General features: G+C 69.7%; 13 protein-coding genes. 8 read left to right on the top strand and 5 right to left on the bottom strand.

The window, feature by feature from the left end; genetic code table 11:
- Nucleotides 1-154 precede the first annotated feature (154 nt).
- Complete coding sequence (locus ABY44_RS10775; RefSeq protein ID WP_027791776.1) at nucleotides 155-658, top strand: periplasmic heavy metal sensor; 504 nt, start codon at nucleotides 155-157, stop codon at nucleotides 656-658.
- 144 nt (nucleotides 659-802) lie between these two features.
- Here the strand turns inward: ABY44_RS10775 and ABY44_RS10770 are convergent, their stop codons facing one another.
- Complete coding sequence (locus tag ABY44_RS10770) at nucleotides 803-1,660, bottom strand: alpha/beta hydrolase (RefSeq protein WP_311767160.1); 858 nt, start codon at nucleotides 1,658-1,660, stop codon at nucleotides 803-805.
- A gap of 712 nt (nucleotides 1,661-2,372) precedes the next feature.
- Here ABY44_RS10770 and ABY44_RS10765 point away from each other — a divergent pair.
- The 4 genes from ABY44_RS10765 to ABY44_RS10750 all read left to right on the top strand — a co-directional run bounded on the left by ABY44_RS10765 (nucleotide 2,373) and on the right by ABY44_RS10750 (nucleotide 5,787).
- On the top strand, nucleotides 2,373-3,767 hold the full coding sequence (locus ABY44_RS10765) for a DUF1800 domain-containing protein (RefSeq protein WP_027791774.1): 1,395 nt from the start codon (nucleotides 2,373-2,375) through the stop codon (nucleotides 3,765-3,767).
- Between the two features lie 2 nt (nucleotides 3,768-3,769).
- Nucleotides 3,770-4,927, top strand: coding sequence for a DUF1501 domain-containing protein (locus tag ABY44_RS10760; protein ID WP_060170659.1), 1,158 nt, complete (start codon nucleotides 3,770-3,772; stop codon nucleotides 4,925-4,927).
- A 44-nt stretch (nucleotides 4,928-4,971) separates the two neighbouring features.
- The gene (locus ABY44_RS10755; protein ID WP_059697769.1) at nucleotides 4,972-5,190 is read left to right on the top strand and encodes a YXWGXW repeat-containing protein; all 219 of its coding nucleotides are present in this window, start codon (nucleotides 4,972-4,974) and stop codon (nucleotides 5,188-5,190) included.
- 198 nt (nucleotides 5,191-5,388) lie between these two features.
- A complete protein-coding gene (locus tag ABY44_RS10750; protein ID WP_027791771.1) occupies nucleotides 5,389-5,787 on the top strand; it encodes a lysozyme inhibitor LprI family protein in 399 nt (132 codons plus the stop codon).
- 46 nt (nucleotides 5,788-5,833) lie between these two features.
- Here the strand turns inward: ABY44_RS10750 and ABY44_RS10745 are convergent, their stop codons facing one another.
- Nucleotides 5,834-7,027, bottom strand: a complete 1,194-nt coding sequence (locus ABY44_RS10745; protein ID WP_027791770.1) for a tyrosine-type recombinase/integrase — start codon at nucleotides 7,025-7,027, stop codon at nucleotides 5,834-5,836.
- A gap of 97 nt (nucleotides 7,028-7,124) precedes the next feature.
- The gene (locus tag ABY44_RS10740; RefSeq protein WP_414143080.1) at nucleotides 7,125-7,439 is read right to left on the bottom strand and encodes an SDR family oxidoreductase; all 315 of its coding nucleotides are present in this window, start codon (nucleotides 7,437-7,439) and stop codon (nucleotides 7,125-7,127) included.
- 214 nt (nucleotides 7,440-7,653) lie between these two features.
- On the opposite strand from ABY44_RS10740, the gene ABY44_RS10735 reads away from it, so the two are divergent.
- Nucleotides 7,654-8,034 (top strand): DUF4377 domain-containing protein, encoded by a 381-nt coding sequence (locus ABY44_RS10735; protein WP_060170664.1) that lies wholly within the window; start codon nucleotides 7,654-7,656, stop codon nucleotides 8,032-8,034.
- A gap of 9 nt (nucleotides 8,035-8,043) precedes the next feature.
- Here ABY44_RS10735 and ABY44_RS10730 read toward each other — a convergent pair whose 3' ends face one another.
- Nucleotides 8,044-9,432, bottom strand: a complete 1,389-nt coding sequence (locus ABY44_RS10730; RefSeq protein WP_060170667.1) for a DHA2 family efflux MFS transporter permease subunit — start codon at nucleotides 9,430-9,432, stop codon at nucleotides 8,044-8,046.
- A gap of 150 nt (nucleotides 9,433-9,582) precedes the next feature.
- Between ABY44_RS10730 and ABY44_RS10725 the strand changes: the two genes are divergently transcribed.
- On the top strand, nucleotides 9,583-10,443 hold the full coding sequence (locus ABY44_RS10725) for a LysR family transcriptional regulator (RefSeq protein ID WP_027791767.1): 861 nt from the start codon (nucleotides 9,583-9,585) through the stop codon (nucleotides 10,441-10,443).
- Nucleotides 10,444-10,517: 74 nt separating this feature from the next.
- Here the strand turns inward: ABY44_RS10725 and ABY44_RS10720 are convergent, their stop codons facing one another.
- Nucleotides 10,518-10,868: a VOC family protein gene (locus ABY44_RS10720; protein WP_011355015.1), complete on the bottom strand. Its 351-nt coding sequence runs from the start codon at nucleotides 10,866-10,868 to the stop codon at nucleotides 10,518-10,520.
- A 260-nt stretch (nucleotides 10,869-11,128) separates the two neighbouring features.
- Between ABY44_RS10720 and ABY44_RS10715 the strand changes: the two genes are divergently transcribed.
- On the top strand, nucleotides 11,129-12,268 hold the full coding sequence (locus ABY44_RS10715) for an LLM class flavin-dependent oxidoreductase (RefSeq protein ID WP_060170669.1): 1,140 nt from the start codon (nucleotides 11,129-11,131) through the stop codon (nucleotides 12,266-12,268).
- Nucleotides 12,269-12,341 lie beyond the last annotated feature (73 nt).

Here is a 12,341-nt window from a genome sequence, read left to right as displayed (position 1 = left end):
GGTCGGGCGCGGCATTCGCGGGCGTGGGCCTGGCCGGCGCGCTCGCGGGCGCGGTGGCCGTGTCGATGCTGATGCTCGGGAGCGTGCCGCCTGCGCACGAGCAGGGCTATCTGACAACGACGTTCGGCGGACCGAGCGTGGACTGGAGTGATGAATGAGTGAGCGTGGCTGGAAATTCGTCCTCGTCGGTTCGGTCGTGCTGAACGTATTCATGCTCGGCGCGATCGGCGGCGGCGCGTATCAGTGGTTCTCGACGCATCGCGACCTGCGGGCCGCGGGCGCACCTGCGTCGCGCACCGCATTGCGTTTCGCCGCGGACGAGTTGCCGGACACACGCCGGCAGGAATTCGCCGCCGCGCTGAAGGCGGCACGCAAGGACGGTCGCGACTTCGCGCGGGAAGGGCGCGACGATCGGATCACCGTGCTGGATCTGCTCGCCGCGCCGCAACTCGATCGCACGGCGATCGACGCCGCGCTCGACCGCACGCGTGCGGCCGATACCGCGCTGCGTGCGCAGGTGGAGCGCAGCGTCGTCGATTTCGCGGCGACGCTGACGCCGGACGAGCGCGCGAAGTTCGTCGACGGGTTGCGGCGTAGCGGCAACTGGCGGTTGCCGCCGAGGTTGCAGAAGAAGCAGGGCGAGGCGGGGAGTCAGTAAGGAAACGCGGCGCGGGAGACGCGCGGCGGCGCGCCTTTCCTGCGCTGTGCAACGCGTACGCGGAACGCCGGTCGGCAATGCTTTCAGGCACGCTTTCGCGAACGATCGCAACGCGACCACGGCCACGTAACGCGACGGATACGTTCAACGTGCCAGCATCCAGGCGGAGATCGCGTCGACCACGCTGCTCTCCAGGCCATTGAAGCCGTGATAGGCGAACGCTTCGCATGGATCGCCCCGGGACGTGCCGCCCGACACGATCATCCGTTCGGCCTTCGGCGATGCCTCCAGTTTCTTCAACAACGTATCCGTTTCGGACACGGGGCAATGCTTGCAGCCGTCGTTCTGGTGATGAACGACGAGCACCGGAATCCTGAGGCTGGCCAGGTTCATGTCGGTGACCGCGGTACCGCCTCGATCTTCACGGAGGATGGTGGACGTCAGCACGATACCGTCCGGCCCGCCGCCACCGGCCAGCGCGATCGCAACGGCAGCGGCGGACTGGGTGCCGCGGCTCGTCCCGACCAGCCAGACCGGCACGTGCAGTTGCTCCCTCAACCACGCGATCACGGCACGCGCGTCGTCGGCGTGTTCCTTCGAGAGTCGAAAGCCGTTGAGGTAGGGCGCGGATTGCCGATCGCTCGGTGCATCGATGACCGCGACAGCGATACCGTCATTCACGAACAGCTGCCTGGTGCGCACGAGAAAGTTGCCTGCGCCCCATCCGAACCGGCCGGACGGGTCCAGTTGCAGCCCGCCGTGTCCGCCGGCGTAAAGGATGGCCGCGGCTTTCGGCGCATCCGGCGCGATGAAGAGAAACCGCTGGGTGACTCCGGGACGGGTCGGGACGTCGACGACCCTCGGCTGGCCCTGCGCGTGAGCGGGATAACCGTGCAGCGCCAACGCCATGGCGAGCAGCCACGCGCGTGCCCGGCGCATGGCCGGACGCTTCGCACCGAAGCAACGAAACCGCGCGTGCAAGCTGACGGGAAGTGGGTTCATCGTAGCGGTGGCCGGCGCATTCCGCCGTGGCCGGCCGGAGTGCGGCAGCTTCTCCTGTTCAATGTAGCGGCGCCACGTCGACGCGAGTGTGCCGGGCCGTGGCTGCCTGAACCGTCGTGTTCCACCGGACGTGCGGCGTTCAAGGCGATTCGGCAACCTGAACGATTTCGCTCGTGTAGCGCTTGAGGTCGCGCGCGTCGTCCTTCATGCGAATCGATCGGCAAAGGCGTCAACGTGATCCGGCAGCAGGATGGCGAGCAGCGTGGTCACGGCCGATCTCCGGTTGCGTCGAATTCTTGCTCCGGGGCGGGGCGACGATACCTCCGTGACCCGGAGCGATACATTCCATTGAGTCTAGGCTGGTTTCCGGGAACGGCAAGCGCCGGGCGGATATCGGCGACAAGGCGGCATTCGACCCGTCCAGGGTTTCGGCCGACGCACCATCCGGCCGGGTTCATGCCGGTCAGGCGGGCGACAGCCTGTCGGCGGAATGTCGAAGCGTGCCCGTCCCTCGGCGGGGCACGGGGCAGCGTTGCGGCGGCTGAGCGATCCGTCGATGCGCGGCCACCGTCGGTCGAATCCGCGCTGGAAACTCGAACGGCGACACACACGTTTTCAACCCCGCACGACAAACCCGAAATATTCGTCTACCCGGCGACGGATTTCCCGCCGGCCGACGTTTAACACGGGTACGCATCGCAAGAGCCCCGTCATGGACCACCCGAACGACATCACCCCGGCCGCCATCGCGCTGAACCGCTTCGGTCTCGGCGCGCGGGCCGACGAAGCGCCGCCTGCCGACCCGAAGGCGGCGCTCGTCGCGCAATTCGACCGTTACGAAGCGCGGCCGGCCGCGTGGGCCGGCGAGCCCGACGCGGTGGCGCTCGCCACGCGCTTCGCGAACGCGCGCAATGCGATGACCGGCGACGATCCCGCAACGAAGCGCGCGACCGAGCAGTCGATCCGGCGCGACGGCAACGACACGTACCGCAGCGCCGTCGTCGCGCGGGTCAACAGCGCGCTGAACACGCCCGCGCCGTTCGTCGAGCGTCTCGTGCATTTCTGGGCGAACCATTTCGCGGTATCGGTCGACAAGGGGCCGGTGGCGGCGTACGCGGGCGCGTTCGAACGCGACGCGATCCGCCCGCACGTGCTCGGCCGTTTCGAGGACATGCTGGTCGCCGTCGAGCAGCATCCCGCGATGCAGCTGTTCCTCGACCAGGCGCGCTCGGTCGGCCCCGACAGCCCGGCCGCGCTGCGTGCCGAAGCGCGCAATCCGTCGGGCAGGCGCGGGCTCAACGAGAATCTCGCGCGCGAAATCATGGAGCTGCACACGCTTGGCGTACGCACGGGTTATACGCAAGCCGACGTGACGGAATTCGCGCGCGCGCTGACCGGCTGGAGCATCGCCGGCGGGCGCGGCCCGCAGCCCGGCGATGCGGCGCCCGGCGCGTTCGTGTTTCGCCCGAAACTGCACGAGCCCGGCGTGCGGACCGTGATGGGGCGCAGCTACGACCAGCCCGGCGAATCGCAGGCCCGCGCGATCCTGCACGACCTCGCGCATTCGGAGGCGACCGGTCGGCATATCGCGTTCCAGCTCGCCCGTCATTTCGTCGCCGACAATCCGCCGCCCGCGCTGACCGACCGGCTGGCCCGCGCATTCGACGCGAGCGGCGGCGATTTGCCGACCGTCTATCGCGCGCTCGTCGACGCGCCCGATGCGTGGTCGCCGGTCAACCGCAAGTTCAAGACGCCGTGGGAGTGGGCCGTTTCTTCGCTGCGCGGGCTCGGCTGGCACGACACGGGTGACCTGAAGGCCGCGCCGCTGCTCGCGCAGCTCGGCCAGCCGGTGTGGCGGCCGGGCTCGCCGGCCGGCTACGACGACGTGGCCGCGAGCTGGGCCGCGCCCGATGCGCTCGTGCGCCGCGTCGAGCTGGCGCAGCGGCTGGCCGCGCGCACGGGCGACCGGCTCGATCCGCGCACGCTCGGCAATACGCTGCTCGCGGGTTCGTTGAGCGCACCGACGGCGACCGCGTTGTCGCGTGCCGAAAGCGCGACCACGTCGCTCGCCTTGCTGCTCGTATCGCCCGATTTCCAACGGAGATGACCATGGCACTGTCCCGCCGACAATTCCTGCGCGTGGCGGCCGCCGGCGCCGGCGCGATGCTCGTCGCGCCGCGGATCGTATTCGCGAACGTCGAGACCGACCGGCGCTTCGTGTTCGTGATCCAGCGCGGCGCCGCCGACGGCCTGAACACGCTGGTGCCGTATGCCGAACCCGCGTATGCGTCGCTGCGCGGCCCGCTGGCGATCGACACGGCGGCCGCGACGCGGCTCGACGGCACGTTCGCATTGCATCCGTCGCTCGTGCAGACCGCGCAGTTGTACCGCGACGGGCAGGCGCTGTTCGTTCATGCGATCGCGTCGCCGTATCGCGACCGCTCGCATTTCGACGGCCAGAACGTGCTCGAGACGGGCGGCCGCGCGCCGTACCAGGTGAAGGACGGGTGGCTGAACCGGCTCGCCGCGCTGCTGCCGGCGACGCGCGAAAGCGCGATCGCGTTCGCACCGACCGTGCCGCTCGCGCTGCGCGGCACCGTGCAGGCGGCGTCGTACGCGCCGTCCGGTTTGCCGGCCGCGCCGGACGACCTGCTCGCGCGCGTGTCGGCGCTCTACGAGGCCGACGCGCAGCTCGGCCCGTTGTGGCAATCGGCGATGGATGCGCGCGGCCTCGCCGGCGATGCGCATGCGCGCCAGGATCCGGCGGGTGTCGGCAAGCTCGCCGCGACGTTTCTCGCGTGCGACGACGGCCCGCGCATCGCGATGATCGAAACGGGCGGCTGGGACACGCACAGCGCGCAGAACGCACGGCTCGCGAATCAGCTGAAAGCGCTCGACACGATGCTCGCCGCGTTGCGCGACGGCCTCGGGCCTGCATGGCAGCAGACCACGGTGCTGGTGGCGACCGAGTTCGGCCGCACGGCCGCCGCGAACGGCACGGGCGGCACCGATCACGGGCAGGCGTCGGTCGCGATGCTCGCGGGCGGCGCGGTCGCGGGCGGCCGCGTGATCGCCGACTGGCCGGGGTTGCGGCCGGGCGACCTGTACGAAGGGCGCGACCTGAAGCCGACCGCGTCGCTCGACGCGCTGATCTCGGGCGCCGCCGCCGAAAGCCTGCGGCTCGATCCGCACCGCACCGCGTCCGCGCTGTTCGCCGAAAGCGGCGCGATGCGGCCGATGAGCGGGTTGATTCGCGGCACGGCGTGATGCGCGCCGATTCATTCACGACACAAAAGGGAGAATGCAAGATGATGAAGATCAGGTCCGTTTCGCTCACCGTGCTGGTAGCGGCCAGTGCGACGCTGATGTCCGCCTGCGTGGTCGAGCCCGTACGGCCGCCGCAGCCGGCGCCGATCGTCGAGACGCCGCCGCCGATGCCCGCGCCGGGCTATCGCTGGGCGAAGGGGCATTACCGGTGGGCCGGCAATCACTGGGCGTGGGTGCCCGGGCACTGGGTGGGCGTGTACTGATCGGGCGTGACGTGCCGCGCGGCGTGCGGCGAGGGTGTGGGGAAGCGGCATCGTGTATTGAACTGCGATGCACGTTGCCCTAAGCTGCCGGATCGCGGCGACGGGCTTCCGGCGACGGGCATCCGGCGACGCGCATTCCCGTTCGTCCGCCACGGCGAGCCGATCCGCGGCCGCCGATTTCTTCGTTACGGCACCCACATGAAAGCATGGCTCGTTGCGCTGGCCGTCGTCGCCGGCATGACCGGCGCGCACGCCGCGTCGTTCAACTGCACGAAGGCGTCCACGTTCGTGGAGCGTGAAATCTGCGCCAATCCGACGTTGTCGCGTCTCGACGATGCGCTCAACGCGGATTTCCAGCACATGCTCGACGACTTCAGCAACTATCCGGTCGAGCATCCGCCCGAGCACGAGCAGCTCATGGCGACGCAGAGGGCGTGGCTGAAGACGCGTAACCGCTGCACGACGACGCAGTGCCTGATCGACAGCTACCGCAAGCGCATCGACGTGCTGTGCGGCCAGATCGACGTGCCGGCGAAAAGCGACCGCGCGAAATGCCGCAGCAACGGCGGCCTGGGCGGGCTCGAACTCGATCACTGAGCGCCGACGCGGCGTGCGAGCCGGGAGCCGTCAGGCCGGTGCGCGCCTACCACCCGATCCGGTGCTTCTCCTCCGTCTCGCGATGCCGCCAGTCGTCGTCCGCATGCAGGTACTGGCTCGTCGTCGTGAGCGACACGTGGCCGAGGTTGTCGCGCACGAGCCGCAGGTCGACGCGGCCGTCGGCCATGTGCGAGCCCGCGCTGTGGCGCAGCCAGTGCGCGGATGCCTGTTCGAGCACGCGTGCCTGCTGCTCGCCGGCTTCGCCGTTCGCGCGCAGCCGGTCGGCCGCGTGCCGGAACACCTGCTTCACGATCCGGTGCAGCGCCGCGCGCGTGAGCGGCTTGCGCGCCTGGCCGACCGGCAGCACGAGCGGCGTGGACTCGCCGTCGGACGGCAACGCGGGCAGGCCGTGCGCGCGCCGGTAGCGCGACAGCTCGGCCATCATTTCGTCGGTGGCCGGCACGAGCCGCTGCCGGCCGCCTTTGCCCGTCACGTCGAGCCACCAGCGGTCGCGCCCGTCCGCGTCGCGCCGGCAGAAGAACTGGCCCATCGTCGTGTCGGCCGCTTCGGTGATGCGCAGCCCGCCGAGATACAGCAGCGTGAAGAGCCACCGCGCGCGGTCCGCATGGAAGCCCGCCCGCGCGTCGTCGCGCGGCATCGCGGCGATCGCCTCCTTGACCGACTGCCACAGCGGTTGCCCGAGATGGCGCGTGACGCGCGGTGCGGGCCGGCGCTGCCGCTGGCGCGACAACGCGAGCGGATTGCCGGCCAGGTAACCGGCCTGCACGAGCCACGAGAACATCACGTTCAGGATCACCAGCGCCTGCCGCTGGCTGGCCGCCGACAGCGGCCCGTAGAACGGCCGCCAGCGCGGATCGTCGCGCGGATGCTTGCGTCCGCCGTTCGCGCACCACAGCTCGGCCGGCGCGGGCGCGAGCAGGAACTGCCGGTAGACGATCAGATCTTCGTGCGTGAGCGACGACAGCGGCTTGCCGCACGCGATCACGGCCCACAGCAGCAGGCGCTCGGCTTCCTTGCGGTAATTCTGGAACGTGGTCGGTGTGTCGACGAAGCGCGCGAGCCAGGCGCGCACCGCGTCGAGGTCGTTGGTCGCGGCAATCTGCGGATGCGTGCCGGTCGAGCGGTTGGTGCCCGTGCGTCCGTCGAGCGCGGCCGGCACGGTCAGCGCATCGATCGGCAGCGGGCGCAGCGCGGCGTCGGACGGAACGGGTGAGGTCATGTGATGCGGGGTGTGCTGAGCGGATCGTACGCGTGGAGGCGGGCGGACGAACGCAGCGCGATCAGGCCAGTCGGGAAGCGTCGATGGTACACGATCGTCACACGGTGAACCCGCCGTCGACGGCGATCGCCTGACCGGTAATGAAGCGCGCGGCGGGCGCGCACAGCCGCGTCATCGTTTTCGCGATGTGGCGGTGACTTGCCGAGCCGCGCCATCCGCGTGGCCGGTGTGCGTTGCGCGTTGTCGTCGCGGTTTTCCGGGCGGCCGGTGCTCGTCGAACCGGCGCTGCCGCCGGGGCACACGCGGAAACGGCACTCGATTCCTTCGGGCGTGCGCAGGCCCGCGCTGGGCGAGATACGGCGGCAGGGCCGCGGGCGCCGTGGTCATTCGGGTTGTCTCCTGTTGCGGGCACCGGGTCGGCAGGGCTGAACAGGCCCCGCCGCCCGGCGTGCACGTGCGAGCCGCCGGCGGCGATGCGCGCAGCTGAACCGGATCACGGTAACGGACCGGCGCGCGCGCGACATCCCACGAATGAAGGTGGCGGCCCTGTTTCTGTAAGGTGTTTGTGAACTTTCCCGCGACGAGGATTTCTAATCGGCCCTCCAACGCTTCCTGAGGAACATCAGATGATTCGCCAATCCAGAACGCTGCTCGGCGCGGCCGTCATTGCCGGCGGCACGCTCCTCGCCGGATGCCAGACCGACGCGGTCGCCACGGCGCCGAACGCGGTGCGCCCGGCCGACGGCAAGCCGGTGACCAGGACCGTCCAGGTCGCGCCGCAATCCGCGCGATGCACGGGCGTCGCGCCGATGGAGTGCCTGCAGGTGCGAAACGGCCCGAACGAGCCGTGGAGCCTGTGGTACGCGGGCATCGAAGGCTTCGCTTACCAGCCCGGATACCAGTACACGCTCGAAATCGACGAATACCGCGTGGCTCGGCCGCCGGCCGACGGCTCGTCGATTCGCTGGGTGCTCAAGCGCGTCGTCGAGCGCCGTCAGGTGAACTGACGGCCGCGCTCACGCGGACGGGCGCGCTGCGGCACCGGCCGGCGGCGCGGCCGTATCGATCCGCCGGAACACGATGGACGACAGCAGCGTCACCCCACCCATGCACGCGAACGACAGCATGAATCCGTGCGCCATCGAGCCCCGATAGGCGGCAAACAGGTTGACGAGGCCGCCGCCGATCGACACGCCGAGCCCCATCGCCAGCATCTGCATCATCGTGAACAGGCTGTTGCCGCTGCCGGCGTCGGCATGCGACAGCCCCTTGAGCGTCACGCCGTTCATCGCCGCGAACTGCATCGAGTTCGCGGTGCCGAACACGATCAGCAGCACGCTTTCCAGTACCGGCGCGGGCCGCACCGACACCAGCGCGAACCCCGCGATCGCGCACCCGACGATCCCCGTATTCACGACCAGGAACGCCGCATAGCCGAAGCGCTTCACGAGCGGCGCGATCCAGCGTTTCGCGATGACCCCCGCGATCGCGGCCGGCAGCATCATCAGCCCCGATTGCAGCGGCGTATAGCCGAGCTGCACCTGCATCAGTAGCGGCAGCATGAACGGCACCGAACTCGTGCCGATCCGGCACAGCAGGTTGCCGAGCAGCCCCGAACCGAAATTCGGCTCGCGGAACAGCCCGAGCCGGAACAGCGGCTGCGCGCGGCGCCGCGCGTACGGCAGGTACGCGAGCGCGCTCGCCAGCCCGAGCGCCGCGAGCCCGGCCGCCCATGCGGCGCGATGCGCGGGCATCGGCGGGTCGATCGCGAGCGACAGCGCGATCATCGAGACCGACAGCAGCGCACAGCCGACGAAATCGAAGGGCGGCGGTTGTGTCGCCTGGTCGTGCGGCAGGTAGCGCTGCACGGTGAGGAAGCCGACCACGCCGACCGGCACGTTGACGATGAACACCCAGTGCCACGAAATCGCCTGCGTGAGCCAGCCGCCGAGCGTCGGCCCGACGATCGGGCCGAGCTGGCCGGCGGTCGACACGAACGCGATCGCCGCGACGTACTGTTCGCCCGGCACGCGGCGCAGCACGGCGAGCCGCCCGATCGGCAGCAGCATCGAGCCGCCGATGCCCTGCAGCGCGCGCGCGGCGACGAGCTGGCCGAGCGTATGCGACGCCGCGCAGCCGATCGATGCGAGCACGAACACGAGAATCGCAATCGAGAACACGCGGCGCGTGCCGAACCGGTCGGCCAGCCAGCCGGACGCCGGCGTGAGCATCGCCATCGTCAGCGTATAGATGACCACGACGGGCTGCATCGCGAGCGGCGACGCGTTCAGGCTTTGCGCGATCGAAGGCAGGGCGGTGTTGACGATCGTCGTGTCGAGCGACTGCATGAAGAACGCAGCGGCGACGATCCAGAGCAGCGCGGAGTGTGTGGGTTCCCGGGACATGGCGAATTCGATGGTGCGAAGGCCGGCGCGGGCGGCGCGTCGGCACGGCGCCAGCCGGTCTTCAAGCGCACGATGGTACCGATTCCGATGGTCATCGGGAAGCTGCCTGATGACGTTGACTGTCATCGGAAACAACGATGACAATGCGGGATGCTCAATCCCGTCTGGCTCAAGACGTTCGCGACCGTCACGAACTGCCGCAGCTTCACCGAAGCGGGCCGGCAGCTCGGGCTCAACCAGTCGAGCGTCAGCGAACACATCCGTCGTCTCGAAGAAAGCGTCGGGCGGCGGCTGTTCGTGCGCGACACCCATTCGATCGCGATGACGGCCGACGGCGAGGCGCTGCTCGTGCATGCGAACGTGATCCTGCAGGCGCTGAACCGCGCGGAATCGCAATTCCGCAAGCCGAGGCTGCAGGGCCTGGTGCGGCTCGGCGCGCCGGACGATCTTGCGCTCGTCGCGTTGCCGGACGTGCTGGCCGGGTTTCGCGCCGCGCACCCGGACGTCGCGCTGGAGATCACCACCGGCATGACGAGCCGGCTCTACGAAGGGCTGGACGCGGGGGCGCTCGACCTGATGATCGGCAAGCGGCGGCTCGGCGAGCGGCGCGGCACGCCGCTCCTGCGCACGCGGCTCGAGTGGGTCGCGCGGCCCGGCACCGTCGTCGATCCGGAGCGACCGCTGCCGCTCGTGCTGGTCGCCGAGCCGAGCGTGACGCGCGCGATCGTCCTGAACGCGCTCGCCGAGAAGGGCATCGGCTGGGAAGTCGTGTGCTCGAGCAGCAGCCAGCCGGGCTGCATCGCGGCCGCGCGCGCGGGGCTCGGCTTGACCGCGACGTCGCACTATTTGTCGACGGGCGGGCTGGCGCCGCTGGTCAACGGCGGCGCGTTGCCCGAGCTGCCCGACATCGAATTCATCGCACTGGCCGCGAAGCGGCTCAGCCAGCCGGCGCGCACGCTGCTCGAATTGCTGGAAGCGAGCGACCTGAGCACACCGGGCGCGAACGCGTAACGGGCTCGCCACGTGCGACGCGCCCGGCTCCGGCGCCCGCGCAACGCGATGTGACGCGCTCCGTCATGCGACCGTCATGCGGCCCGCTTCTGCGAAATCACCAGCAGCGCGCCGTTCTTGTCCTCCAGCACCGCGCGGTATTCGTGCGGCCCGGCCTGCACGGGCACGCGCACCGACGCGCCGGCCTTCACGACCCGCGCCATCGCCGCATACAGGTCGTCGTCCTCGTCGACGCGCAGCGTGAGCGCCGCGCGCTCGACGATCTGCTCGTCGCCCGCGACCAGCGCGATCGTCAGCGGGCCGCCGTCGAGCGCGCAATAACGATCGCCGTCGCGGAACTTCACGTTCAGGCCCAGCCCGTCGACGAACAGCGGCAGCGCCGTGTCGATGTCGTCGACGGGATACAGCAGCATCGAAACCTTCATCCCGGATCTCCCTTGTCTTGATGTGGGCGGCATGCAACGTGCCGCCGTTCGATGCTAGCGCGCCGTTCGTGCGCTCACGCAGTCCGATCGGATGACCGTGAAACCCCTCTGTCCCCGCATGCGTGCCGATACTCCGAACAGACGATGCCCGCGCCCGGCCGCGCGCCGACACTCCCATCCGTGGACCGTCGCTATTCGTCCGTATCGTGCGGGCGGGCTGCGCGACCCCGACTCGTCCAACATACATGGAGACGCACGCAATGAAGTTTTCCCTCATCTACGAAGCCCAGACCACCGACGCATCGCGCGAGGGCGACCACCGGGTGTTCAAGGAGACGGTCGAACAGGCGCTGCTCGCCGAGCAGGTCGGCTTCGACACGATCTGGTGCGTCGAGCACACGTCGCTGACCAACTATGCGCACATGAGCGCGCCGGAAACCTTCCTTGCGTACCTGGCCGGTCGCACGACGCGCATCGGCCTCGGCCACGGCGTCGTGTGCCTGCCGCCCGCGATGAACCACCCGATCAAGGTCGCCGAGCGCGTCGCGCTGCTCGACATCCTGTCGGGCGGCCGCGTGCACTTCGGCGTCGGCAAGGGCGGGAGCCAGCAGGAAGCCGGCGCGTTCGGCTACGACCTCAACGAGCTGCAGCCGATGATCGACGAATCGATGTACCTCGTGCCGAAGATGTTCGTGCAGGACGAGATCGAGCACGACGGCAAGTACATCAAGATCCCGAAGCGTCCGATCCACCCGAAGCCGTTCCAGGACCCGCACCCGCCGATGTATCTCGCGTGCACCAACACCGACGCGCTGCTGCGCGCCGGCCAGCGCGGGATGGGCGCGCTGGTGCTCGGCTTCGGCGGCCCCGATGAAGTCGCGAAGAAGAACGCCGTGTATCGCGAAGCGTGGGCGAGCCGCAAGCCGGAAGACCAGGTCGGCTTCCGCCCGACCCAGCACCTCGCGGCGCTGTGCCCGACGGTCGTGATGGCCGACGGCCAGGCCGCCCGCAAGATCGGCATCCGCGGCCAGCGCTACTTCATGGAATCGCTCGCGTACTGGTACACGGGCGGCGAGCGTCCGGACCCGGCGAAGTGGGGCGACGACCTCGTGCAGGCCGACACCGGCGAGATGGTGATCCGCTCGCGCTTCGCGTCGGAGGAAGTCGTCGTGAACTTCGCCGATCCGGCGCTCGCGATGATGAACCCGAACCACGCGTACGGCACGGTGGACGACTGCATCGGCTATGTCGGCCGCCTGCAGGAAGCCGGCGTCGACGAAGTGTTGTTCCTGTGCCAGATGGGGACGGTGCCGCACGAAGCGCAGATGGAGACGATCCGCAATATCGGCGAGCACGTGATCCCGTTCTTCAACAAGGAGAAGGAGCGTGCCTGCGCGTAAGGCGGGTCGGGCCGCGCCCGTCGTCCCGTCCGGTCGGACGATGCGGCGCGGTCGCGCGAAGCCGACCATCGGT

Source organism: Burkholderia sp. ZZQ-2, assembly GCF_050768715.1.
GTDB classification, from domain to species: domain Bacteria; phylum Pseudomonadota; class Gammaproteobacteria; order Burkholderiales; family Burkholderiaceae; genus Burkholderia; species Burkholderia cepacia.
Note: the sequence above shows the minus strand (reverse complement) of the source record. Positions and strands in the feature narration are given on the sequence as shown.

Bases quoted from the DNA above. Each gene is read 5' to 3' on its own strand.
- ABY44_RS10775 (WP_027791776.1), top strand. From the start codon at position 155: ATGAGTGAGCGTGGCTGGAAATTCGTCCTCGTCGGTTCGGTCGTGCTG.
- ABY44_RS10715 (WP_060170669.1), top strand. From the start codon at position 11,129: ATGAAGTTTTCCCTCATCTACGAAGCCCAGACCACCGACGCATCGCGC.
- ABY44_RS10750 (WP_027791771.1), top strand. From the start codon at position 5,389: ATGAAAGCATGGCTCGTTGCGCTGGCCGTCGTCGCCGGCATGACCGGC.
- ABY44_RS10745 (WP_027791770.1), bottom strand. From the start codon at position 7,027: ATGACCTCACCCGTTCCGTCCGACGCCGCGCTGCGCCCGCTGCCGATC.
- ABY44_RS10755 (WP_059697769.1), top strand. From the start codon at position 4,972: ATGAAGATCAGGTCCGTTTCGCTCACCGTGCTGGTAGCGGCCAGTGCG.
- ABY44_RS10765 (WP_027791774.1), top strand. From the start codon at position 2,373: ATGGACCACCCGAACGACATCACCCCGGCCGCCATCGCGCTGAACCGC.
- ABY44_RS10770 (WP_311767160.1), bottom strand. From the start codon at position 1,660: ATGAACCCACTTCCCGTCAGCTTGCACGCGCGGTTTCGTTGCTTCGGT.
- ABY44_RS10735 (WP_060170664.1), top strand. From the start codon at position 7,654: ATGATTCGCCAATCCAGAACGCTGCTCGGCGCGGCCGTCATTGCCGGC.
- ABY44_RS10725 (WP_027791767.1), top strand. From the start codon at position 9,583: ATGCTCAATCCCGTCTGGCTCAAGACGTTCGCGACCGTCACGAACTGC.
- ABY44_RS10730 (WP_060170667.1), bottom strand. From the start codon at position 9,432: ATGTCCCGGGAACCCACACACTCCGCGCTGCTCTGGATCGTCGCCGCT.
- ABY44_RS10760 (WP_060170659.1), top strand. From the start codon at position 3,770: ATGGCACTGTCCCGCCGACAATTCCTGCGCGTGGCGGCCGCCGGCGCC.
- ABY44_RS10720 (WP_011355015.1), bottom strand. From the start codon at position 10,868: ATGAAGGTTTCGATGCTGCTGTATCCCGTCGACGACATCGACACGGCG.